We start from the raw sequence: 24,810 nt of genomic DNA, 5'->3' as shown, positions 1-24,810 counted from the left end.
GCCGGCAGGCACGCCGGAACCGCCTGGCGCTATTGCTCGCAACCGTCGGCGCCGGGTTTGCCCAGATAAAGCTCCACGGCGCTTTCCACCGTTGGATGGAAATGATCGTCGCCAAAAATTTCCGCCAGCTCAAAGCGCTTGAGCTTGTCCCGTACCGGATCCTTCATCTCGGCAAAATGCAGTGCCGCGCCTTCCTTGGACAGATGTTGGGCAAGTTCGCGCAACATGTCCGCCGCGGTCACGTCAACGCTGGTGACGGGTTCGGCCGCCACCACGACCCGGCGCACCGGCGTGGGCGAGGCATCGACGGCTTCCAACAGCCGTTGCTGAAACAGCTCGGCATTGGCGAAGAATAGCGGCGCGTCCCAGCGAAACAGCACCAGGCCGTCGATCAGTGCGGCATCTGGATAGCGCTTCAAGTCGTGATAGCCGCGCAAGTTGGGCACGCGCCCCAACACCGCGAAATGCGGCCGCCAGCCGTCCCACAGAAACTCGATGATGGCGATGACGACCGCCAGGCCGATGCCGGGTATCGCCCCAAACGCCGCCACGCCGGCAAAGCACAACATCGACAGCCAGAACTCCCATTGCTGGATGCGGTAGATACGGCGCAGGTCCTTGATTTCGAACAGGCCGATGGCCGCGGCGATCACCACGGCGGCCAACGCGCTGTTGGGCAGGTAGCGCAGCAGGTCAGGCGCCAACAACAGCAAAAGCGCCACGGCCGCCGCCCCGACCACGCCCGTCAGCTGCGTGCGCGCACCCGCCGCTTCGGCCACGGGCGTGCGTGATGCGCTGCTGCTGATCGGAAACCCCTGGAAGAATCCCGCCGCCAGGTTCGCCACGCCCAAGCCCACCATTTCCTGATTCGGATCGACATGGGAGTGCGTGCGTGCGGCGTAGGTTCGCGACAGCACGCTTGTATCCGCGAAGGAAATCATCGCCACCGCGCCGCCCCCGACGATGATGGTGAGCCAGTCCGCGTTATCCAGCCATGGCCAGGTGAATGTCGGCAAGCCCTGCGGGATCTCGCCCAGCACTTTCACGCCGTGAACATCCAGCCGAAAAATGCTGACCGCCAATGTCGCCAGGACAACGGCGACCAGGATGCCGGGCACGCGCTTAAAACGCTTAAGCAGCAAGATCGTCACCAAACTGGCCGCCCCTACCGCGAAGGCATAGCCGTTGGTTTTGCCATCGGCCACTGCCCGCCCCAATTGCCACAGTTCGCGCAAGGGGCCGCCACCTTCGATCGGAATGGCGAACAATTTCGGCAGCTGGCTGACAAGCACGGTGAGCGCAATGCCGTTCATGTAGCCATAGCGTATGGGCTTGGACAACAGTTCGGTGATGAACCCCAGGCGCAACAAGCCCAGAACAATGCAGACCAGCCCGGCGATAACGGCCATCAGGCTGGCCGCGGCCACCGCTCGCACGGGGTCGCCCCCGGACACGCTCAGCACCACCGCAAGAATGGGCGCGGCCAGCGCCGAATCCGGCCCCAGCACCAGGATGCGGCTTGGCCCAAAAATGGCATAGGCCAGCAGCGGCACGATCGTGGCGTAAAGCCCGTAGATGCCCGGCACGCCCGACGCCTCGGCATAGGCGATGCCCACCGGTACCAGCATCGCGGCCAATGCCAGGCCCGCCGCCAGGTCGTTGGGTAGCCAAGCCGCTTGATATGACCGTAGTACAGACAGCCCGGGCATCCAGCGCGTAACCGCCGAGTCGACGGGGGCAGGCGTGGGCGAGGATGCGGGCATGGTGGGCAACCGTCCGTCGCGGGGTCGATCAGTAAAGCAGCCAGACGATCACCGTTCCCCACGTCGTGATCAAAATGTGTCCGAACGCCACCGTGCCGGAATACCCGATGACCGCGACCGGGCTCTGTGATTTTTCCTGCACCGCGGCAAGCCCGGCCGTCATCGTTTGCGCGCCGGCCAGCGCGCCCAGCAGCAACAGGGGCTCAAGCCCCAGCACGTAGCGCCCGAACAGCAAGCCGACAAACTGCGGAACCATCGTCACCACGATGCCCGCCAGAAAAATCGTCAGCCCGACTTCTTGAAGCGCTTGCACAAATACCGGCCCCGCCTTCAGCCCGATCATCGCGACAAAGCCCGCCAACCCGATGGACTTCATGAATTCAAGGGCGCCGTGGGAGATGCGCCCAAACAAAGGCCTGGCGGAATTTCGCCAGCCCACCAGCAGCCCAAGAATCAGTGTCCCGACACTGCTGCCAATGGCAATATGCATGCTGCCGATGGGCAGCACCAGCGACGTCCCCACCACCGCGCCGACGAATATGCCGAATCCCAGCGCAACAAAGTCCGTGGCGTTCAATTCCCGCACGATGCTGCCCATGCGCTCGGCCACGCGTTCAACCGCGGGTTCAAGCCCGACGATACTGAGCACGTCGCCGCGCAACAGCACCGTTTTGGAACCCACCGGTATCTGCACGCCGTTGCGCCGGATGTCGCGCAGGAACACACCGCGCACTTCCTGTGCCTGCTCCGCAATCTGAGCCACTGTCTTGCCGACAAGCGCAGGGTTGGACAACACGACGTCGTACATCGCGCTTGGAATATCCAGCAGTTCGCGGTCTGCCTGTTCGACGGCGTGGCCGTCCAGCCATTTCAGTATCACTTCGCTTTTGCCCGAGACCGCCACCACGTCGCCCGCGCGCAGGACCGTCGTGGGCTCGACGGCAAGCAAGCTGCCGTCACGCCGGATGCGTTCCACGAACATCCGGTCCGGGGCATATCGCGATTCGACCAGCGCAACGCTATGGCCCACGGCGGGGTGGTCGGGCTGAAGAAGATAGGCGCGCAAGTCGAATTTACGCCACGCCGAAGCCACGCCGGCTTTCTGACGCTGTATGCCGTACGCCTGCTCAAGCCGCGCGCCCTCTGCCTTCAGGTCCACGCGCAATAGCTTCGGCCCCAGGCTGGAGCAGAACCAGATGATTCCGAACGTCCCGAAGATGTAGCAGAGCGCATCGGCAACCGCGATCTGGCTGATCAGGCGATCCTTCTCGGCAGCGCCGATGGGAAGATTGCGGATGGCTTCACTACCCGTGCCGATAGCGGGCGACTCGGTCAAGCCGCCCGAGATCAAGCCCACGGCATAACCGAGCTCCAGCTTCAGCAAGAGCGCCAGCGCCCAGGCCGTGAGCAGCCCCGCAACGGGTATGACGACGCCCAGCACCGCCCACCGCCAGCCGCCATCCTTCATGCCTCGAAAGAAACTTGGCCCCACCGAGTAGCCGATTCCGAACATAAACAGCAGGAAGAGCACCTGCTTGGCGGTGTCGGATACCGGTATGAGAAAGAAATAGCCGATCAGCAACCCCGCCAGCAAAGACCCCGTCACCGGCCCGAAGCCGACCCCGCGAATCTTGAATCCGCCGACCCAATAGCCCAGGCCGATCGCCAGGAAAACGGCAAGCTCGGGGTAGCGCTGCAGCAAGTTGCCTAAGAAGTCCATGGCGTTCGGCCCTCGAAAGACGACGTTCTGGACCCCCGACCTACCACCTCCGGGGAAGCCCCCTCAAGTGCGAAACCTGCATGGCATTGTTGCTACCGACGGATCGCAAAGTCCATGCTATATCCGGCAAAATTCCGTCAGACCGGCAATCGGCCGCGTCCGTGGGTGTGCGCACCGCCCAGGCCGGCCGACCACGGGTTTGACGCCGAACCGATCAGCGGTCCGCGCGATCATCCGATACTGCCGGCACCGCCGGCGCCGTATACCATTGCGCCGGCGCCACCACCTTGGGCTGGTCCGGGTCCCCTTCGTAGGCAGGCGTCATGATCTGCACGCCGTATTCGTTGAAGACGTCAAGAATGTGGCGGTGCAGTTCGGCATAGGTCTTGGCGATTCTTTGCGTATCGCGGGTGTAGGCGTTCAGCTCGTAGGTAACCGCAAAGTCTCCCAGCTTGGTCAGCAGCACGAAGGGGCCGGGCTCGGCCAGTACCACCGCGCAGCGGGCGGCGGCGGCGTGGAGCATGGCTTCAACCTGCCGCCACGGGACTTCGTAGCCGATGCCGACACTGGTGTGAAGAATCAAGCCTTGGGAGGCGGCCAGCGAGCTGTAGTTGGTGACGTCGCTGTTCAGGATCTGCGAATTCGGAATCGTGATTTCTTCATTCTTGTTCGTCCGGACGTGGGTCACCTGTAGGCGCACCGACACCACTTCCCCCACCACGTCACCCACCTTCACCCTGTCCCCCACCTTGAACACGCGTCGATAGGTCATCAGATAGCCGGCGATAAAGTTGGAGATTGCCGTGGAAGATCCCAGCGACACCACCAGGCCGATGAAGATCGAAATGCCCTTGAACGCGGCAGTCTCGGAACCGGGGATATACGGGTATGCAACGATCAGCGCAAACGCCAGGATCAATATCCGCGCAAGCTTGTAGGTGGGGATGGCCCATTCCGGCTCGAATTGGGCGAAGCTCACGCGCCGGTGTTCGACCGCATCGAAGAAAGTGCGGACCCGTCGCAGCGCGAAACGGGCCACGTAATAGATAAGGACAAGGATAAGAATGTCGGGGATCACCGCGGCCGCGGATTTTCCCAGCCTTTCTGCGGTGCCGGTGGCCAGGTCGAACAGGTCGTTGGAAAGCGAGCGCGTCCAGGGAAACAGCGCAAGCACGTATTGCAGGTACGCATACACCGATATGACGATGGTGGCGGCGCCCACCGCCAGCACCAGCGCGTGCAACGCCTTCCAGATGGTGTCCGATTGCAACAGCTCGAATGACTGGATATCCACCGCGCGGACGCGGCTTTTCAAAAGCCGGGACACCGCCTTGTCCAGCCAGCGGTTAAGCAACAGCAGAACGGCGATACCCAGGGCCAGCAATACCGTTGCGCCGGCACTGTAAAGGCCGGCCCTGAGCAGGGCTTCGGTGCCGCGCGCCCGCCGGAAGTCGTCTATGGCTTGCCGGATGCGCAGCAGATGCAACGCCGCGAGATTGTCACGGGTAGTTTGTTCAAGCTGGGCGTCGGCGTCGCTGACGATGATCAGCGCGGTTGCCCCCGCCATGATGACGGTGCCGTTATCAACGGGCTCGGTCCGAAGGCCGGCGCTTGAAAATGAGGTATCCGCCGCGACCTTCGTGATTCTTTCCCGGATGGCCTCGGCGCGCCGCTCGGCGGGAAATGAGGACAGCCCTCGGACCCGGAAGAGCACCTGGCCGTCCACCTCGACCGGGGCGGTCTCAAGCGCCAGCTCAAGGGGAGAGGGTTCCGGACGCGCGTCCTCTGCCCCAGCGGACAGTGCAGGCGTCAGGATCAGCAGCAACACAGCAAGAATGGAGACTCGGATGATTCCAGTCATGATTCCCTCTCGCGCCGATGCCGCCGTCTTCGTCTTGCGATGACGGCGATTGCCTGGCCAGCACGATAGTTGGCCCGGCGGTTGCAGCGAATCCATCTTAGCGCTATTGATCCGCGAAATGCGATGCGCTTTGGGGGAATTTCTGATCGGGCCGCGCGCGTGGCCTACCCTTGCCCTACCCCTCGTACTGTCGCCCCTGCTCCAGCAGTTCAGGCGTACCGATCACCGCGTTCAAACCGTCAAAATCCAGCATCCGTTCCTGCCATGGCGCAGTCGTGCCGTGCTGGCGCAGGCTGCCGTAGTAAGCCTGCAAGGTGTGCGCCACGGCGCGCGCCGTGCCTCCGGGAAAGATGACGATGCGAAAGCCCAGGGCGGTCAGCGCGTCCGCGCTTTGCACCGGCGTCTTGCCGCCTTCCACCATATTGGCCAACAGCGGCACGCGCGCGGCAAAGCGGGCGCAGGCCGCCTGCATCTGCTCTGGCGTGCGCAAGGCTTCAATGAACAGCGCGTCGGCGCCGGCTTCAAGATAGCGCTCGGCGCGGTCCAGCGCGGCCTCCAGCCCTTCAACCGCCACCGCGTCGGTGCGCGCCAGTATCAGCGTGGACGCTGACACCCGCGCGTCCACGGCGGCGCGCAGCTTGCCGCACATCTCGGTCGCGGGTATCACCGCCTTGCCATCCAGATGCCCGCAGCGTTTGGGAAAGGTCTGGTCTTCCAGCTGGATCATGGCCGCGCCCGCGCGTTCGAAGCCGCGCACGGTGCGCTGCGTGTTCAACGCGTTGCCAAAGCCCGTGTCGGCATCCACGATCACCGGCGTGGCGACGCGTTCGGTGATCCGGGCCAGCGTGTCCTCGACCTCGGAATACGTGGTCAGGCCAATGTCTGAACGGCCCAAGCGGGTGTAAGCGATGGAAGCGCCCGACAGGTACAGCGCGGTAAACCCGGCCTGCTCGGCGATCAGCGCCGACAGGGGGTCGTAGATGCCGGGGGCCAGCACGGCGCCCGCTGCCAATTGCGTTTTCAGGGTTTGCTTCATGAGGGTTCCTGTACAAGTTCGTGCCCCAGCAGCGATGCGGCGGTCGCGGCGGCGATATAGCCGCCCGCCACCGCACTGAGCAATCCATTGCCGGACAGATAGCCCGACACGTCGTTGCCCGACACGCCGCGCGCGGCGCCACCGGCAGCCAGCAAATTCGGCAGCGGCTGCCCATCGCGGGTCAACACGCGGCATTGCGCATCGATATCCAGGCCACCTTGCGTATGAAACAGCGCGCCCGTGACCTTGACGGCGTGGTACGGCGCTTGCAGCGTGCGTTCAAAGCGGCGCCCATGGGGGTCCGCCCCATCCGGGCCGACGGCTTGCAAGGTCTGTTGCAACACGCCGGCATCGCAGCCGATCAGCGTGGCCAGGGCGGGCAGATCCGCACAGGTTTTCACTGCTTGGCCCGCTTCGGCCGCCACAAAATCCGGAAAGCCGCGTGCCAATGCCAGCGTGCGGTCGTCGAACACGTTCCAGGCCACGCCGCCCGGCTGGGACAACACATGCACGGCGGCTTCGGAATAGCCCTGCGTTTCGTCATGAAAGCGCCGCCCATCGCGATTGATCTGCACCCCGCCGTCCATCATGACGGCCCAGGAGATCAACGCGCCTTGCGGTGTCGCCCAGGACCCGTGCCCCTGGTAGGCGCCCAGGTCGGCCAGGCGTGCGCCCAGGGCCTTGCCCCATTCGATGGCGCTGCCGTCGTTGCCGACGTGGCCGCCGTAGACGGCCTGGCGCATGGCGGGCAAATGTTCGGCCACCATGGCCGCGTTGCCGCCAAATCCGTTGCAGGCCAGGATCAGCACCTGGCAGCCGATCACGTCCACGGACCCGTCCGGCCGTTCGCAGCCCACGGCGGTGATGCGGCTGCCGGCGTCCACGCCGCCACGGTCGCCCTCGCCCGCTTCCACCCAGATGTCGCGGGCCAGCGCGCGCGTCAACAGATGCGCGCCCGCCGCCGTGGCGGCGCGCTCCAGCGCGGTCACCAAGGCCACGCCCGTGCGTTCCGGCAAGGCATGCATGCGGCGCGCGCGGTGTCCCGGATACAGGAAACCGTCCAGGACCTCGAACGCCAGGCCATGTCGCGCCAACATATCCATGGCGGGGGCCGCCGCGCCCGTGTAGGCGGCAACCAGGTGCGGCGCGGCCGTGCCATGGGCCTTGGCCTGGATGTCGGCGGCGAAACGCGCCGCGTCATCATCGATGCCGGCGGCGCGCTGCACCGCCGACCCCGCTGCCGGAATAAACCCCGAGGACAACGCCGACGAGCCACTGGGCGCGGCGTCGCGTTCGATCAACACGGTTTCAATGCCCGCCTGCGCCAGCCGCAGCGCGGCGGTCAGCCCGCAAGCGCCCGCGCCGATGATCAGCACCGGCACCTGCATCATGTCGGCGTCCGAAGGGCCGCCGGGCTTTCCGCGTTTGACGACAGCCGCGCTCACGACGCCAGCCTGCCGATGAAATCCTTGCACGTGATCACGTCCGCCACCGTGCGCAGGTCCGCCAGCGCGGCATCGTGCATGGCGGGCGTGGGCGCGGCGCAGCCGTCGGCCAGCACGGTCACGTGATAGTCGCGCATGTGCGCATCGCGGGCGGTGCTGGCCACGCCGCCGTTGGTGACGATGCCCGCAATCACCACGCTGGAGATGCCCGCGCGGCGCAACACCCAATCCAGCTGCGTGTTGAAGAAGGCCGAATACGCCACCTTCCACACCGCCACGTCCACCAACCCGTCCAGCTCGGCCACATTGGCCTGCCCCGTGGAGCCGGCCGCGAAATCGCCTTTGGCCAGGAACGGACGCAGTTGCTTCAAATGCGGCGAGATCATGGGCTCGCCGTGCGCGTCGGGCCACAGCGTGAACTGGCTGGCCGCCACAAAGCCGCCTTGCAACTTCAACGCGCGGGCAACGGGCGCCACGCGGGCCGGCAAGGCGCGCGCCTGTGGGCTGACCGCGCCGCCGCGATCATAGGCGCCGCCGGGCGCCAGGAAATCGTTTTGCAGATCGATCACCAGCAAGGCGGTGGTACGAGGGTCCAGAACCTGCATGCTTGTCTCCTAGGCGTCCTGCCGGGTAATCAGCAAATTGCCCAACGCGTCGACGCGGCCGGTAAAGCCCGGTTCGATCCAGATGGTGGTGTCGGGCTGCTCAAGAATCGCCGGGCCGGCCACCTCGGCCCCTACCGGCAGGTCCAGCCGCGCATAGCGCACGGCGTCGCGCCACTGGCCCGCGTGAAACACGCGCTGTGTGCCCAGCGCGGCCGGCATGTCGCGGCAGGTGGGCGCCAGCAGCGACAAATCGAACTTGGGGCGCTGGCCGATCCGCGCATAGCGCAGGTTCAGGATGCGCACGGCGATGCCGCTCAAGCTGCGGCCGAATGCGGCGCGGTAGGCGCGGTCGAAGGCCGCTGCAATGCCTGGCCGGGTCAATGCATCGCGCGTGACTTCCACGCAGACGGTGTGGCTTTGGCCCACATAAAGCATGTCCAGTTCGATGCTTTCACGCACGCCTTCAAATGCCACGCCCGCCGAATCCAGGCGTTCCTGGCAGGCCGCGGCCAGGGCATCGATACGCGCCAACAGGTCGTCGGTGTCCAGCGCGTCCAGCGCGGTGTTCAAGGTCTGCACGCCGTCGTGCCGCATGTCGGCCATGACGCAGCCCAGCGCGGACGTCACGCCCGGGTAGCGCGGCACGATGCCGTGCGCGGCGTCCACTTCATTCATCATGGCGCACACATGCAAGGCGCCACCGCCGCCGAAGGGCATGTACGCGAACTTGCGCGGATCGTGCCCGCGTTCGATGGACACCACGCGTATCGCGCCGGCCATCTTGGCGTTGGCCACGGTCAGAATCGCCTCGGCGGCCGCGTGCACCTCCAGGCCCAGCGGTTTGGCCACATGTTCTTCGATGGCCGCGCGCGCCAGCTCCACGTTCATGGTGGCCAGCAGGCCGCCGCCCAACGGCCGCTCTGCCGAGATGCGGCCCAGCAGCACATTGGCGTCGGTAACGGTGGGCCGGGTATTGCCGCGCCCATAGCAGGCCGGGCCCGGAACGCTGCCCGCGGATTCCGGCCCCACCTGCAACAGGCCGCCCGCGTCCACGCTGGCGATCGACCCGCCGCCCGCGCCGATGGTCTCGATCTGGATCATCGGCGCGCGCACCACCATGCCGAAGTCGATCACGGTCTGCGCCGACAGCGAGGCCTCGCCGCCCGCCACCAGCGACACATCGAACGAGGTGCCGCCCATGTCGCCGGTAACGACGTTGGGAAAGCCGGAAGCGCGCGCAATCGCCGCGCACGCAATCACGCCCGCCGCCGGGCCCGACAGCGCGGTGCGCACCGGCACGTCGCACGCCGTCTGCCGCGACATCACGCCGCCATTGCTCTGCACGACCAGCAGCTCGCCGTCAAAGCCGTTCTCGCGCAAATCGGATTCCAATCGCGTCAGATAACTGCCCACCACCGGCTGCAACGCGGCATTGAGCACCGCCGTCGAGCAGCGTTCGAATTCGCGGATCTCGGGCAGCACTTCGGTGGCCGCCGTGACATTGGCGTTGGGCCAAATCGCGCGCACGCGCGCCACCGCCTGCGCCTCGTTCACCGGGTTCGCATACGCGTTGACGAAGAACACGCACACGGCCTCGCAGCCCTGCTCCAGCAGCGCGCGCGCCGCGGCCTCGACCTGGCCCAGGTCCACCGGCGTGTGCACGGTGCCGTCGGCCAGCACGCGTTCGCTGACTTCCAGGCGCAGGTCGCGCGAGACGACCGGTTCGTAATTGCCGCGCAGGCCCCAGGTCTGGGGTCGGTCGCGGCGGCGCATCTCCAGCACGTCGCGGAATCCCGCCGTGGTGATGATGCCGGTGCGCGCCACCTTGCGCTCCAGCAGCGCGTTGGTGCCCACGGTGGTGCCATGGACGATGGTGTTGATGGCGCCCGCGCCGTCGGCCACGCGCGCAATGCCGTTCATGAAGCCACGCGCTTCTTCGCCGCGCGTGGACGGTACCTTGACCACGCGCGCCGTGCCGCCTGCCTCGTCCAGCACGAACAGGTCCGTGAACGTGCCGCCCACGTCCACGCCCACCACGAGCCCCCGCGACGCGTTGTTGCCTGGGACGAAACCCCGATCTGCCGTGCTCATGCCAACTGCTCCTTCTTGTTGCCGGCGATATCGCCCACATAGCCCATCTTGCGGTCGTGTTCACGCGCGGCCGTCGTGCGGCCGGCAGGATCGCCGTAGCCGCCACCGCCCGGCGTTTCCAGCCGCACGCGGTCGCCGCGCTGTAGCTGAATGCCCAGCATCTTCGAACTCATCGGGGGGGATGCCCATTGCCCGTCCTGCTGATACCGGAACACGTTCAGTGCAGCCTGGCCGCCGCCCGCGATGCCCTTGGGCGCGCTGCGCCCGCGTTCCCCGAAGATGAACGCTTCGGCGCTGTCTTCCAGCAATTCGATTTCGTAGATGGCGCCCAGCCCGCCGCGATGCTTGCCGTCGCCCGCCGAATCCGGGCGCAGCGCCCACTGCGTGAAGCGGACGGGATAGGCGGCTTCCAGGATCTCCAGCGGTGGAATGGTGGCGGTGGAAATCGGCGCATTGCCATGGCTCAGCCCGTCGCCATCGGCGTGCCCGCCGTGCCCGCCACCGAAAAAGCTGAACATCACCCAGCGCTGCCCTTTGCGCGCGGCGTCGCTGCGATAGCCCGCGATGGACAGCGCATTGATCGTGCCGTAGGCCTGGGCCATCGCGCGCTCTGGGGCGGCTTGCGCCATCGCGCAGAAGATCACGTCGATCATGCGCAGGATGGTTTCGGTATAGCCGCCCACCGGGCGCGGCCGGTCGGCCGAGATGACCAGGCCATCGGGCAACACCACGTCCACCGCGTCCAGCACGCCCGCGTTGGCCGGCACGTCGGGAAACAGGTGCTTCAGCGCCACGTAGCACGCCGCGATGGCAGTGGCGCGGGAGATATTGACGGGCCCCGCGCAGGCGGGCGACGTGCCGTTGAAGTCCAGCGTCAGCCGGTCACCATTGATCGACAGCTTCAGCGCGATGCGCAGCGCCACGTCGCGCACACCGTCGTTGTCCAGCATGTCTTCGAACGCGTAGTCGCCGTCGGGCAGGCGCGCGATGTGGTCGCGCATCAAACGACGCGCGCGCTGGCGCAAGGTGTCCAGCGACTCCAGCACGGTGGCGTCGCCATATTCGTCCAGCAGCCCGTCCAGACGCCCCGCGCCCAATTCCAGCGCGGCCAATTGCCCGTTCAGGTCGCCCCACAAGCTGTCCGGCAAGCGGGTGTTGGCCTTCAGGATGGCCAGCACGTCCGGGTCCAGCACGCCCGCGCGCACGATGCGCACCGGCGGGATCTGCACCGCCTCTTGCCAGCATTCGGTGGCTGCCGGGTTGTAGTTGCCGGGCACCGCGCCGCCTACGTCGTGCCAATGCGCGGCCGACGCCAGAAAGCAGAACAGCTTCTGGTCGCGGAACACCGGGCGCACCAGCTTGAAGTCGTTGGCGTGCGTGCCGCCTTCGTACGGGTCATTGAACAGCCAGACGTCGCCGTCCACCATGCCGCCGCGTTCGGCCGCCACCTTGGCCGCCGCCTTCACGGCAAACGCCATCGCGCCCACGAAGACCGGCAGGCCGGACTTGCCCTGGATCAGCGTGGCGCCCGTGGCCGCGTCGTACATGCCGTGGCAGGCGTCGTGGGCCTCGGCAATGATGGGGTTGAACGCGCTGCGGTACAGCGTCGCGTCCATCTCATCGGCAATCTGTTCCAGACGGCCCTTCAGGACCGCCAGGGTGACGGGATCTAGCATCGTGTTCTTCCTAGGAGGTTTGGCGCTGTTTCAGCAGATTCAGCAGCCCGCCGGCCCGCACCATGTCCATCAGGAAGTCAGGTACGGGCTCGCAAGGCAATGCAGCGGGGTCGGCGGCTTGGGCGCGGCCGATACGCCCGGCGATGGGGTCGAACGTGATGCGTTCGCCTTCGGCCAGCGCATCCGCCTGGGCGCAGGTCAACAGCAACAGGCCGACATTGAAGGCGTTGCGAAAATACAGGCCGTTGAAAGACGGGGCGATGACGGCGGCTACGCCCAGGCGCACCAGCGCCGATGCGGCTTGCTCGCGCGAGGAGCCGATGCCGAAGTTGTGCCCGGCCACCAACACGTCGCCCGGCTGCACCTGCGCCGCGAATTCCGGGCGGACGCGTTGCAGGCAGTGGCGCGCGATTTCGTCGATGCCGAACTTCATGTAGGCGCCTGGGGCCAGCGCGTCGGTGTCGATATCGGCCCCCACGCGCCAGACGCGATGGGTCGATGTGGCGGGCGTCGACGTGGTCCGCGCCGCGCCGGCTTCGACGGCGATGGGAGTTGTTGCAGTGCGGTCCGTCATGCCATCACCTCGCGCGGGTCTGCAATGCGGCCGGCAACGGCCGAGGCTGCCACGGTGTAGGGCGACGCCAGGTAAACCCGCGCCGTCTCGGAGCCCATGCGGCCCTTGAAATTACGCGCGGTGGTGGAGATGACGCTGGCCCCGTCGGGAATGGACCCGCCATAGCCCGCACAGGCCCCGCATGACGTGGCCAGCACCTCTGCGCCGGCGTCTTGCAGCACTTGCATCACGCCTTCCTGTTCGGCCTGTTGCTGGTCCAGGCGGCTGGCCGGCGCCACCATCAGGCTCATGCCCGGCGCCAGGCGGCGCCCGCGCAAGACGCTGGCCGCGGCGCGCAGATCCTCAAGCTTGGCGCCCGTGCACGCGCCGATATAGGCCACTTGCACCGGCACATCGCGGTACTGGTCCACGTCGCGCGCGTTCGCCGGGCTGTGCGGCGCGGCCACCTGCGGCGCCAGCGAGGCCGCGTCAAAGTCGTGCCATTCAGCGTCGGCGTCCGCGTCGCTTTGCCAGCGCGCCAAGTCCAGGCTGTCGGTCACCCCCGCCTTGCGCAAGTAGGCGGCCGTGGTCTCGTCCGGCGCGATCAGGCCCACCTGCGAGCCCAGCTCGGCGCTCATGTTGGACAGCGTCATGCGTTCCTGCATGGGCAGCGCGCGCACGGCCTCGCCGCAGAACTCCACGGCTTGGTAGCGCCCGCCGTTCATGCCGTAGCGGCCGATCATGTGCAGCATCATGTCCTTGGCGGTCACGCCGGCGGCCAGCCGCCCGTTCCAGCGCATCATCAACGTTTGCGGCACCTTGACCCAGATCTTGCCGGTGACGGCCACGCCCAGCATTTCGGTGCTGCCGATGCCGAACATATACGCGCCGAACGCACCGCCCGTGGGCGAATGCGAATCCCCGCCCACGCAGAACATGCCGGGGCGGATGTGGCCATGCTGCGGCACGACCACATGGCAGATGCCAACCGAGTCATACACATTGGGCAGTTGCTGCCCCGCCGCCCAGTCGCGCGCAATGCGCACGATGCGGCGCGATTCGTCGTCGGATTCGGGCACGTAGTGGTCGATGACCAGCACGATCTTCTTCGGGTCCCACAGCGACGCGCCCAGCTCTTGCAGCATCGGCTGCAAGCGGCGCGGCCCGCTGGAGTCATGGAACATCGCCAGATCCACGGCGCAGGTCACGATTTCGCCCTGCTGGACCGAGGCACGTCCGCAGGCGGCGGCGATCAACTTCTGGGCCAGGGTCTGCGGCGAGCGCTGCGGTGAATCCTGGGGCCGGAGGGCTTGGTCAACAACAGGCATCGCTACATCCCCAGATAGGCCCGGCGCACGTCGTCGCTGGCCATCAGTTGCGCACACGATCCGCTATAGCGCACCGCCCCGTTTTCCATCACATAGGCGCGCTGCCCGGTTTCCAGCGATTGCCCCACGTTCTGCTCGACCAGCAGAATTGCCAACCCATCGGTGTGCAGGCGCTGGATCAGGCCGAACAGTTCTTCAACCATCAAGGGCGACAGGCCCAGCGAGGGTTCGTCCAGGATCAACAGGCGCGGTTCGGCCATCAGGCCGCGTCCGATCGCCAGCATCTGCTGCTCACCGCCCGACATGGTGCCGGCCAGCTGCGCCAGCCGTTCGCGCAGGCGCGGAAAAATATCCAGCACCTTGTCCAGGTTGCCCGTGCGATGCTCGCGCGCCCGGGTGAACGAACCCAGCTCCAGGTTTTCGCGCACGCTTAGGTTGGGAAAAATGCGGCGGCCTTCAGGGACCTGGATCAGCCCGGCGCGCACCACGTCACGGTAGTGCCTGCCGGTCAGGTCGTGACCGTCAAAACGCACCGATCCGCCCCAGGGCTTGCACAGCCCGCAGACGGTGTTGTTCAACGTGGATTTGCCGGCGCCGTTGCTGCCCAGCAGGACGACGATTTCACCTTCGCCCACCGCCAGGTCCACGCCGCGCAGCACCTCCATGCGCCCGTAGCCCGCCCGCAAGCCGGTCACTTCAAGCAGCGCGCTCATGCCGGCGCCCCTTGTGCGGCCAGCCGCGCGGCCGCGCCATGCCCCAGGTAGGCCTCCACCACCGTCGGGTCGCGGGTGACTTCGCCCGGCGTACCGGACGCAATCAAACGCCCCTGCGCCAGCACCCACACGTGTTCGGCCAGGCTCATCACCGCGCGCATCACGTGTTCGATCATTAAGACGGTAACGCCATCGTCCACCAGCTTTTTCACCACCGGAATCATCTCGTCGATCTCGCTTGGATTCAGGCCGGCCAGCACTTCGTCCAGCAGCAGCAGGCGCGGGCGCGTGGCCAGCGCGCGGGCCAGTTCCAGCCGCTTGCGCCCGGCCACGGTCAAGTCGGCGGCGGGCTTGTCCAGCACCTTGTGCAGGTTCACGCGCGCGGCCACGTCTTCGGCGGCGGCCAGGGCGGCGCGCCGATCGCGCAGGCGCAGATGCGCGCCCACGGCAATGTTCTGGCGCACCGTCTGCGCACCGAACGGCTGCACGATCTGGAAAGTGCGGGTCAGGCCCAGCTGCGCGGATTCATGCGGTGCGCGTCCGGTGATGTCTTGCCCGGCAAAGCGCACCGACCCGGCGCCCGGTTTCAAAAAGCCGGACAGCAGCGCAAACAGCGTGGTCTTGCCTGCGCCGTTGGGGCCGACCAGCGCGGTCAACGAGCCCTCGGGCACGGCCAGGTTCACGTCCTGCACGGCCTTCAGGCCGCCGAACGAAATCGAGAGATTGCTGGCTTGCAAAAGGATGTCAGGCACGGGCGCGCTCCTTGCCGAACAGCCGGCCCAACGATTGGCCGCTGCCACTGATGCCGCGCGGCAGGAACATCACGATCAAAATCAGCACCACGCCGTAGATCACCATGCTGATGCCGGGCAATTCACCAAACAGATTGCGCGTCAGGTCGGCCAGCCCATGCAGGGCGACGGCGCCCAGCACCGGCCCCCACAACGTGCCCATGCCGCCCACGATGGCCCCCACCAGCGCTTCCACCGATACGGCGGAACCGAAGGCGATGCCCGGGTCGATGTACTGGAACACCTGCACATAGAACGCGCCCGCCGCGCTCATGAACGCCGCCGACAGTGCAATGCCGCCCAGCTTCACCCGCAAGGGGTTCACGCCGATGGCCCGCGCGGCGTCTTCGTTGTCGCGCACCGCTTGCAAGTACGCGCCAAAGCGCGAATGCCGCAGCCAGGCCGTCACCAGCAACGCCAGCACCACAAACGCCAGCAGCAGATAGATGTAGCCCCGGCGCGACGCAAACTGCATGTTTGCCGCGCCCTCTTGCAGCGGCACCATCAGCCCCACCCCGCCGCCCGTGAAGGACGCGGACAAGGCCAGGATGCGAAACACTTCGGCAAACGCCAGCGTCACCAGGGCAAAGTAAGACCCCTTCAGGCCGTAGCGAAACGTCAGCCCGCCCACCGCCAGGCCGACCAGCGCGCCCAGTGCAATCGCCACCGGCAACGCCAGCCACGGATTGATGCCGAAGTTCAATTGCCCCAGCGCTTGCGCATAAGCGCCCACACCGAAGAACAGCGCATGGCCGAACGACAGCTGCCCGCCATACCCGCCCAGAATGTTCCAGGCCTGCGACAGCAGCGCGGCGTACAACGACATCATCACGAACGTCAGCAGCACGCCCGATTGCGCAAACGTTGCCAAGGCGGCCAACGCAAGGCCGAACAGCGCGATGGCGCAAAGATCCCTATTCATGTTCAGCCCCTCGCCCCGAACAGCCCCTGCGGGCGAAACAGCAGCACCGCGATAAAGATCGCGAAGATGCCCATCTGGCCTAACGAATCGCCCAGGAACAGGCCGCCGATGGATTCCACCACGCCGATCAATAGCCCGCCCACCAGCGCCCCCACGAAGCTGCCCATGCCGCCCAACACCACGATCGTGAAGGCCACCAGCACGAAGCCGCTGCCCACCTGCGGGTTCACGTAATAGGCCGGCAGCAGGAAACAGGCCGCCGCGCCCAGGCAGGCCATGCCGATGCCGAACGACAGCGCATAGACTTTTTCCACGTCGATGCCCATCAGCTTGGCGCCCTGCTTTTCGCGCGCCACCGCGCGGATGGCGCGGCCCAGGTCGGTGCCGCGGATGATCCAGAACAGCACCGCCGCCACCGCCAGCGCGCCGAAGAACGCAATGACCTTGGGCAGCGCGATCATGGCCGGGCCGATTTCAAGCGTGGACAGGGTGTAGGCGGTGTCGATGCTGCGCGTGTCGGACTTGAACCACACCAGCGCCAGGTTCTCCAGCACGATGGCCAGGCCCAGCGTCACCAGCAGGATGTTCTCGTCCTTGCCATGGCTGGCCCGGTTGATGACGAAGCGCTGTAGCGCATAGCCCAGCCCGAACATGCCCGCCACCACCAGGGGCAGCGCGGCATACGGGTCGATACCCAGCCGGTCCTTCAGCAGATAGACGGCGTACAGCGCCACCATCAGCGCGGCGCCGTGGGCGAAATTGATGATGTGCAGCACCCCGTAGATCAGGGTCAGCCCCAGGGCGATCAGCGCGTACACCGCGCCGGTCGTCAGGCCGTTCAGCACCGACGAGAAAAGGATGGCCGGGTCCAGCATGCTTGCGCTCAGCCCTTCAACGGAAAAATCGCGTCGGCCTGGCGATACTCCGCCGGGATGATCACCTTGATGTCGCCGCCGATCACCTGCGTCAGCAGCGGCTGCGCGCCCGTGTTCTGGCCGTTGACGAACTTGGTTGGGCCGTAGGGCATCAGGTTGTCGTGAAAGGTGCTGGCCGCCAGGGCGTCGATGATGGCGGCGCGGTCGGCGGACTTGGCGCGTTCGATGGCATCCGCCAGCAACTGCACCGCCACGTACGTCATGAACACTTCGTAGCTGAAGTACGCGCCCTTTTCCTCGACGCGCGCCTTCAACGGCGCAACACGCGGGTCTTTTGGATTGAACCAGTGGTTGCAGTCAATGATGCCGTTGGCGATATCCGGAAATTCCTTCAAGAACTTGTAGCTGGAGGCCGCGCCCCCCAGCACCGAATAAATCGCCTTGGGCTGCACCTTTTGCTGCTTCATGGCGCGCAGCAACAGCGCGTATTCGTTGTAGTAATTGGCGGGGATGACGATGTCCGGATTCACGGACTTCATGCGCAGCACGATGTTGTTGAAGTCGCGCGTGGGGTTCGGGTGCTTGACCACTTCCTTCACTTCAAAGCCGTGCTGCGGCAACGACTTGGACAAGAGGGCCGCCGTGCCGGTGCCGAACAGCGAATCCTCGTGCACGATCATCACGGTCTTGGCCGGCTTGCCGGCCGCCTCGTTCAACGCCACCAGGTCGGTAATGGCGCGCTCGCTGCAAGCCCGGTAGCCCGGCCCGAAGCGGAAGGTGTTCTTGAGCCCGCGCTCGACAATCTGATCCGCCACGCCCACGTCCACCACATGCGGCAGGTTGTACTTGGCCGCCGTCTGCGTGGTGGCCAGGCAGATCGCGGACGCATACGCGCCGACGATGGCCGACACGCCCGCCTCATTCATCTTTTCCACCTCGGCGGAACCGGCCTCGGGGCGCGACTGCGCATCGCCCAGCACGGCGGACAACGGCGCGCCACCCAGGGACTTGATGCCGCCGGCCTTGTTGATGTCTTCAATGGCCAGCAGCGCGCCCAAGCGGCATTGCTGGCCCGAATACGCCAAGGCGCCCGTCACCGGATGCAGCACGCCGATCTTGACCGGCGCGGCGCCTTGCGCGCGCGCCACCCAGGGCGCGGACAACAGCGCCGTGGCGGCGGCGGAACGATAGAGGAAGGTGCGGCGCGAATTCATGGGTGATCTCCGAAGGGTTCAATGAAATTGGGCCGACAGCTCTTCGCTGACCCAGACCTTGGCGTCGATGCTGCCGACGCGCGACAGCTGCAATTGGTATTGGTATCGGTCGGGCCGGTACAGGCCCTGCAACAGCTGGACGGGGCGATCATTCACGTCGCGCACGACTCGCGTCACGGCCAGCAGCGCCGAACCCACGGACACATCCAGATGGCGCGCCACCTGCGCATCGGCCAGACGCGCCGAGATGGTCTGCGTGGCGCCGCCAAATTCCACGCCGGCCGCTTCCAGCAGCATCAGCAAGGGCTCGCGTTCCAGGTCTTCCCGTGTGAAGTCGGCCACCGCTTGCGGCACGTAGGTGGTGATGTGGGACAGCGGCCCGGCCTCGGTGCTGCGCACGCGCAGGCTTTTGTGAACCGGCGCACCCGCGGGAATACGCAACGACTCGGCCACCGTTGGCGGCGCGGACACGAGCGTGCTGTCCAGTACCTGCACCGAGGTGCACAGGCCCATGTTGACGATGTTCTCAAGCAGCCCGGTCAGGTGCGCCTTTTGCGACGCATTGGCGGCGGGCACGGCCTGCGCGGCGGTGGACGCGCGCAACGGCCAGGTGCCCAACCCTGGGCGGCGAGACACCAGCCCATCGGACACCAGCATCTCCATCGCCTTGCGGATGGTGATGCGGGCCACGTCGAACTGCGCCGCCAGCGCGTGCTCGCCCGGCAGCCCGTCCTGATCGAAACGACCTTCTTGCAATTGCTCGCGCAACACAAGGTAGATCTGGTGGTACTTCGGCAGAGGCAGTGTGGTTCCCATGCCGGAAACTCTAGGGGTGTCCTAATGTACCGTCAATGGAACAAATGGCCGGATGGGTTGTTCTATCGGGAAAACACCGAGGTCGGGTTCGAGCGACCCCGCCTCGATCCCGCCTCGGTCCCGGCTCAATACCGCCTTAATACCGCCAGCGCACGTTCAACGACCCTGCATGTTCCCGGTTGCCGCCGCCGTACTGGCCGCTGTAGTTCAAGCCCAGCGTCGCATTACGCGACACGGCCACTTCCCCGCCCAGTTCGGCGATGGCGGCGTTGCGGGCGATGGGCGCGCCCGACACCGTGAACGCTTGCCCGCCATCGAACGCCATGGTGGACCGCGGCAGTACATCGCCGAAGGCATGGCGCCAGCCCAGCGTGGCTTGCAAGCGCGCTTCGGCACCCGCCAACGAGACGTTCGTTTGCGTGCGCACGCCCAGCGTGCTGCTGGTCTGCTTGTTGCTGCTGCTTTGGCCGCTAAGCGCCGCCGAGCCGCCCGACTCGCTGAAGCTGCGGCTGCGCAAGTCGCTCCAGGCCACGCCCGCGAAGGGTTCCAGGGTGGTGCGGTCGGACAAAGGCAGCGCATAGCCCAGCTCGGTAAAAAGCTGCGTCGTGCTGGCGCCGTAGTCGGCGGTCAGCTTTTGCGAGGCGCCGGCTACCGAGGCGTAGCGCTCGCTGGCGACGTCGTGCCAGGTGTAGGACGTGCCGACCAGCAGGTTCAGCTTGCCCGAGCCGGCGTCAAACGATTTGCCGCCATAGACAGCGGCGCTGTAGCCGGACACGTCCGCCTTCGAGGCGCGGTCGTCGACGCGGATCTTGCTGTCCGTGTAGCCCAGCGCCGCACCCAGCCGCCATCCGTTACCCACGGCATGGTCGGCGCCCACAAACAGCCCGCCGGTGTGCTGACGCACTTGCGCCGTGTTGTCGGTGGCGTTCTGCGTTTGCCAATTGCCAACCAGCTCGGCCCAGGCGGGCTGCGCGTTTGACGACGGCAAGGCAGAGGCGGACAGCGTGCCGCCCGCCTGCGCCGTAGGCGACCCCGGGCGCATGCCGGCGTTCAGGTTTGCGCGCAGGTGCGACAGCGGCAGCGTGCGCGTCGTGCCGGCCGAACCCATCAGGCTGGACGCAACGCTGGCGTGCGCTTCGCCGGACAGGCTGTTGAACGCGGCGGGCGGAGCGCCGTCAGGCAAGGTCAGGATGTACTCGTGCAGCGCATTGCCGGCTGGCAGGCTGTCCAGCGCGTTGGCGACGGCGCGTTGGTTGCTGGTGCGCGCGGCGTCGGCAAAGGCAATCGGACGGCTGGGCGGGGTGGGCGCAGCCGGCTCGGTGGGTGGGGTCGGCGTGATCGGCGTCGCGGGGTCCACCGGCACCTGCTTGCGTCCCAGTTGCAACGTGACGTCCTGCGCGCCGTAGCGCAGCGTCGGGGCCAGGAAAGCGTAGTTCGACGACACGGCGTTGAACTGACCGTTGACCGAGCCGGCCGTCAGGATCGTGTATTGCCGCGTACTTTCAAAACCGCTTTCCGGCCCGACGTGCACCAGCGAACCGGCAAGATTTGCCGCGCCGCTGACCGCCACCCGAGAGCTTGCCGACGAGGCCGGGTCGGCGCTCACCTGGTAGACCGAGCCCGGCATGAACGTCAGGTCGCCCGCCACCTTCAGCGTGCTGTTGGCGTTACCCGGGGCCAGCACCGCGCCGTTTTGCAGCGTGGTCGTGCCGACCTGGCCCGTGCCTTGCAACAGCGTGCCGTTGGCCATGGTCAACGTGCCGCCAAGCTTGCCGGCGGACGCCATGTTCAGCACACCGGCCTGCACCAGCAGGTTGCCGGCATACGCGCTGCCGTCCCCGGCAATGTTGAGCACGCCCGCGCCCGTCTTGCTCATGTCACCGCTGCCGGTGATCGTGCCGGACAAGCCCAGCGATGTGGCCGATGCCACGTTGATGCCGCTTGCCTGCCCCGGCGTCAGCGTGACGGCGCGATTCGTGTTGAAACTGGCCGTGGTCGCCAGCACACCGCCGCTCAGCGTCAAACCGCCGGTGGCGGCGCCCAGGTTGGCGTCGTTCGACACCGACACGGTGCCCAGGCGCACATCGGTGCCACCGCTGTAGGTGTTGTCGCCCGCCAGAATAAGGGTGCCGTAATCCGTCTTGGCCAGCGTGCTGGCGCCGGTCAGACGCGAGGCGATGGTCCCCGTCATGCCAGCCCCGGCAGCCAGGCCCGACCCCACTCGGATGACGCTTTCACCGCCTGCGCCTTGCAGCGCGATATCGTCACCTTCAATGCGGTAGCCGTCGGTTGCGATCTGCATGCCGGTGACGCCGATGGCGCCGGCCGACGCGTCGACCGTGACCGTGCCGGCTTGCCCCTGGAACACGGCAAAGGTAGGGTTGGGCTGAAACACGCCGTTCAGCGTGCCGTCCAGATTGGTCCAGTTGCGGCCGTCGGCGCGCCACGCGCCCGTGCCGCCGTTGATGATGCCGTTGTCGTGGCCGGCGCTGTTGCCGCCGTCCCAGAAACCCAGCGTCGCGCCGCTGGTGGATGCCAGGTTCACCTGGCCGCCCACGGCGGTCTGAATGCGCAGATCGCCGGGCAATACGCCCGTCGGCGCGGTGCCCAGGGCCAGCGTGTTCGTGGTCAACGCACCGCCATAGTTGAACAGGCGATAGATGCCGGGGCCAAATCCGCCTTGGTCGCTGACGTTCAGCGTGCCGGCCAAAGCCAGGTTGCCACCCACGTCAAACAACGCGTTCGATGACGGGGCGCTACCCAGCGCCACATTGACCCGGCTGGCGCTGTCCAGCGCAAGGTCGCCGTTGATGGTCAGTGTGCCACCTTGCGCGCCTTGCAGCGTGCCGCCCGTCACGCTGACGTTCTGGCCGATCGTGCCACTGCCCGATAGGAAACCAAGGCTGCGATGGTGGCGCCGCCAAGCAGCGTTCCCGTGACGTTCAGCCGAGCGCCGATCACGTCGGCGCTGCCGCCAAGCTGGTTGGCCACCGTCAGCACACCACCGCGCACGCGCGTCGAGCCGGCAAATGCGCTGCTGTCGGCCGTCAGGCTCAGCACGCCCATGCCTCGCTTTTCGAATGCGCCGCTGCCGGTGAACACGCCCGACGCGCTGCCGTCCACGCTCTGGTTGAAGATGGCAGTACCGTTGTTGAGCAGATTGCCCCGGATCGACGCACTGTCGCCGATCAAGCTGCCCGCCAGCACTTGTGTGCTGGCGTGGGTATTGGCACCCGACAACGTCAGCGTGCCAGCGCCATCCTTTACAAGCGCGCCGGCCCCAGAAACCGTGCCGGCCAAGCCCAGTTCGATACCGGCCGCCACATTGAAGATGCCGTTCTGGACCAGGGCAACGTCGCGCGCCGAGTCAAAGCTGGCCGTCGTGGTCAACGTGCCGCCGGCCATCGCCAGCGCGCCACCGGCCGCCCCCAGGTTGGCGTCCGACGCAACCGATAGCGTACCGCTCTGGATTTCGGTGCCGCCCGAATACGTATTGACGCCCGCAAGGGTCAACGTGCCCCCGCCTGTTTTCGTCAGCCGCCCGGTGCCGCCCAGCCCCGTCGAAATGCCCACGTCGAAGCCGTTGGAATCCAGGTACATGCCGTTGGCACCCAGCGTGACGTCGCCCGCGCTGAATCCCTGGAAGAGATCCGCTTGCGCGGTAGTCGCGCGCAAGATGCCGCCATCGAAATCGACAGTGCCGGTTGCCGTGCCGGCATGCCGGATGATGGGTCCCGTTTCCAGGACGCCCCGCAACGCCGGGTCCAGGCCATAGACAAACAGCGACCCGCCTTGCCCCCCGATCTCGACCCGGGGTGCACTAGCCGTGGCGCCCTTTTCGATAACCACGCTGCCCGTCGTCCCTGGCAGATTGCCCAACAGGATTCCGGTTGCAGTGTCCAGGTGCGAGTTCGCGCCGGAGACCAGGGCCGTGCCGTTGGAATACAAACCGACGAAGACTCGCGCGACGGACAATTGGCCGCCGTCCAGCAATCGCAGCTCGCCCAGGCCGCCGGCGCCTACATTGAAGTAAAAGGCAGTCCATTTGGAATCTGCACCGGTGACGATGGCAGTGCCGGTACCGTTTGAACCGATTTGGATATCATGGGAATTCAATTGCGCGCCGGCGCTCACGGTCAAGGTCGCGTCGGCCGTGGATCCGACGATGATTTCCGAAGTCCCGCTGCCCAGCCGCGCCGTGGCGCCCGTGAGCTCGACGGTGCCGCGATTCACGTAGACGTCGCCTGTTCCCGTGCTCGCGCCCAACAGGCGCAGCATGCCCGTACCGTTGTTGGCAAGGTTGCCGCTGCCGCTCATGGCGCCTGCATAGTCAACGGTGTCGGACCGGCTGAACACCACCGACGCGTTATTGACAATATTGCCGGCGATCGAACCCGTGGTGGCGCCGGCGCCGATTTGCAACGTCCCCGCGGATACCGTCGTTCCGCCGGTGTAGGTGTTATTGCCCGTCAGGACCGTCGTGCCGCTGCTGTTGACCGCCACGGAACCGGACCCGGCGATGGCCGGTGTCAACACATAAGAGCCGGCATCGGACTGGTTGAAATTGATAAGCCCGTTGTTGACCAACGAGGTCAGGTTGACGATCGTGCCGCCCGTTGCAACGCCCGGCGAAGCGCCACCGATATTGAGCGTGCCGTTGCCGTTGATGGTGAACCCGCCGCCCCCGGCGAAGTTGGCCGTGCCCGGGCCCAGGTTGAACACACCGGTCCCGCCGCCCGTGCCGCCGCCAAGCTGGACGCGCGCGCCGCTTCCGATCGCCACGGTGGAATTACCGCCAACAGTCAGCGTACCGTTGCCGCCCTGCCCGCCTATGTACGAGACATTGGCACTGCCCCCGCCCGCGCCGCCGATCAGAAGGGCGCCCGCGACGGAAAGCGACGACCCCATCAGCGTCAATGCGCCATCCCCGCCGCGTCCGCCGATGCCCCCGTAGCTGCTGCCTCCGCCAGACCCGCCCAGCAACAGCGATCGGTTCACCGTCAGCGTCGCATTGTTGACGGTCAGGTCGCCGGCCGTGCCGGCGCCACCCGCAACGATCTTTCCGGCCCCGCCGCCGCCGCCGCCGATGCCGACATAGTCGTAGGTGGCCGGCAAGGTAATGACGCCCGAGGAAGCCGCTTGGGCGCCCTGGCCTGCCGTGCCTGCAAAAGACGTTCCGTCAATGTCGACAATGGCCCCGCCGTCGCCGCCGGCCCCACCGTTGCCCTGGCCGCCTCCTGCACCAAGAGCACCACCGCCGCTGCCACCGCCTCCGGTGGCGCCGCTGGGGCCGCCGGCACCACCGCCGCCGCCCAGGCCACCTGCGCCGCCCAAGGTTCCGGGTGCGCCGCCCGCGCCGCCGTCGATACCAGTGTTGCTGCCACCGGCCGGCCCGCTGGCT

The 24,810-nt window shown here is 66.6% G+C and carries 18 protein-coding genes; all 18 read right to left on the bottom strand.

What is annotated here, in order from left to right:
* Nucleotides 1-29: 29 nt before the first annotated feature.
* Entirely contained in the window at nt 30-1,763 is a 1,734-nt protein-coding gene (locus YH64_RS21280; protein WP_046806449.1) for a SulP family inorganic anion transporter, read from the bottom strand.
* Between the two features lie 28 nt (nt 1,764-1,791).
* Nucleotides 1,792-3,483: an aspartate-alanine antiporter gene (gene aspT / locus YH64_RS21275; protein WP_046806413.1), complete on the bottom strand. Its 1,692-nt coding sequence runs from the start codon at nt 3,481-3,483 to the stop codon at nt 1,792-1,794.
* Nucleotides 3,484-3,697: 214 nt separating this feature from the next.
* Complete coding sequence (locus YH64_RS21270; protein ID WP_255444635.1) at nt 3,698-5,440, bottom strand: mechanosensitive ion channel family protein; 1,743 nt, start codon at nt 5,438-5,440, stop codon at nt 3,698-3,700.
* A 79-nt stretch (nt 5,441-5,519) separates the two neighbouring features.
* A complete protein-coding gene (locus YH64_RS21265) occupies nt 5,520-6,380 on the bottom strand; it encodes an oxaloacetate decarboxylase (RefSeq protein ID WP_046806412.1) in 861 nt (286 codons plus the stop codon).
* Entirely contained in the window at nt 6,377-7,825 is a 1,449-nt protein-coding gene (locus YH64_RS21260; protein WP_046806411.1) for an FAD-dependent oxidoreductase, read from the bottom strand. Before YH64_RS21260 ends, YH64_RS21265 begins: the two co-directional genes overlap by 4 nt.
* Nucleotides 7,822-8,430 (bottom strand): cysteine hydrolase family protein, encoded by a 609-nt coding sequence (locus tag YH64_RS21255; protein WP_046806410.1) that lies wholly within the window; start codon nt 8,428-8,430, stop codon nt 7,822-7,824. Before YH64_RS21255 ends, YH64_RS21260 begins: the two co-directional genes overlap by 4 nt.
* A gap of 9 nt (nt 8,431-8,439) precedes the next feature.
* Entirely contained in the window at nt 8,440-10,521 is a 2,082-nt protein-coding gene (locus YH64_RS21250) for a hydantoinase/oxoprolinase family protein (RefSeq protein ID WP_046806409.1), read from the bottom strand.
* Nucleotides 10,518-12,197, bottom strand: a complete 1,680-nt coding sequence (locus tag YH64_RS21245) for a hydantoinase B/oxoprolinase family protein (RefSeq protein WP_046806408.1) — start codon at nt 12,195-12,197, stop codon at nt 10,518-10,520. The genes YH64_RS21250 and YH64_RS21245 overlap by 4 nt, the downstream gene beginning before the upstream one ends.
* A gap of 10 nt (nt 12,198-12,207) precedes the next feature.
* Entirely contained in the window at nt 12,208-12,771 is a 564-nt protein-coding gene (locus tag YH64_RS21240; protein ID WP_255444633.1) for a 3-isopropylmalate dehydratase, read from the bottom strand.
* Complete coding sequence (locus YH64_RS21235) at nt 12,768-14,078, bottom strand: 3-isopropylmalate dehydratase large subunit (RefSeq protein WP_046806407.1); 1,311 nt, start codon at nt 14,076-14,078, stop codon at nt 12,768-12,770. The genes YH64_RS21240 and YH64_RS21235 overlap by 4 nt, the downstream gene beginning before the upstream one ends.
* 2 nt (nt 14,079-14,080) lie before the next feature.
* Nucleotides 14,081-14,791, bottom strand: coding sequence for an ABC transporter ATP-binding protein (locus YH64_RS21230; protein WP_046806406.1), 711 nt, complete (start codon nt 14,789-14,791; stop codon nt 14,081-14,083).
* Nucleotides 14,788-15,543, bottom strand: coding sequence for an ABC transporter ATP-binding protein (locus YH64_RS21225; RefSeq protein ID WP_046806405.1), 756 nt, complete (start codon nt 15,541-15,543; stop codon nt 14,788-14,790). The genes YH64_RS21230 and YH64_RS21225 overlap by 4 nt, the downstream gene beginning before the upstream one ends.
* Nucleotides 15,536-16,504: a branched-chain amino acid ABC transporter permease gene (locus YH64_RS21220; protein ID WP_104144943.1), complete on the bottom strand. Its 969-nt coding sequence runs from the start codon at nt 16,502-16,504 to the stop codon at nt 15,536-15,538. Before YH64_RS21220 ends, YH64_RS21225 begins: the two co-directional genes overlap by 8 nt.
* A 2-nt stretch (nt 16,505-16,506) precedes the next feature.
* A complete protein-coding gene (locus YH64_RS21215; protein WP_046806404.1) occupies nt 16,507-17,379 on the bottom strand; it encodes a branched-chain amino acid ABC transporter permease in 873 nt (290 codons plus the stop codon).
* 8 nt (nt 17,380-17,387) lie between these two features.
* Nucleotides 17,388-18,593, bottom strand: coding sequence for an ABC transporter substrate-binding protein (locus YH64_RS21210; RefSeq protein ID WP_046806403.1), 1,206 nt, complete (start codon nt 18,591-18,593; stop codon nt 17,388-17,390).
* An 18-nt stretch (nt 18,594-18,611) separates the two neighbouring features.
* On the bottom strand, nt 18,612-19,409 hold the full coding sequence (locus YH64_RS21205; RefSeq protein ID WP_143215481.1) for a GntR family transcriptional regulator: 798 nt from the start codon (nt 19,407-19,409) through the stop codon (nt 18,612-18,614).
* 136 nt (nt 19,410-19,545) lie between these two features.
* A complete protein-coding gene (locus tag YH64_RS21200) occupies nt 19,546-22,266 on the bottom strand; it encodes an autotransporter domain-containing protein (protein WP_052946083.1) in 2,721 nt (906 codons plus the stop codon).
* Nucleotides 22,263-24,810: autotransporter-associated beta strand repeat-containing protein (locus YH64_RS21195; protein ID WP_185975409.1), on the bottom strand; the 2,548-nt coding region annotated here is incomplete at its 5' end. The genes YH64_RS21200 and YH64_RS21195, both read right to left, overlap by 4 nt.

The organism is Achromobacter sp. LC458, from assembly GCF_001005835.2.
GTDB classification, from domain to species: Bacteria; Pseudomonadota; Gammaproteobacteria; order Burkholderiales; family Burkholderiaceae_B; genus Achromobacter; species Achromobacter spanius_B.
Note: the sequence above shows the minus strand (reverse complement) of the source record. Positions and strands in the feature narration are given on the sequence as shown.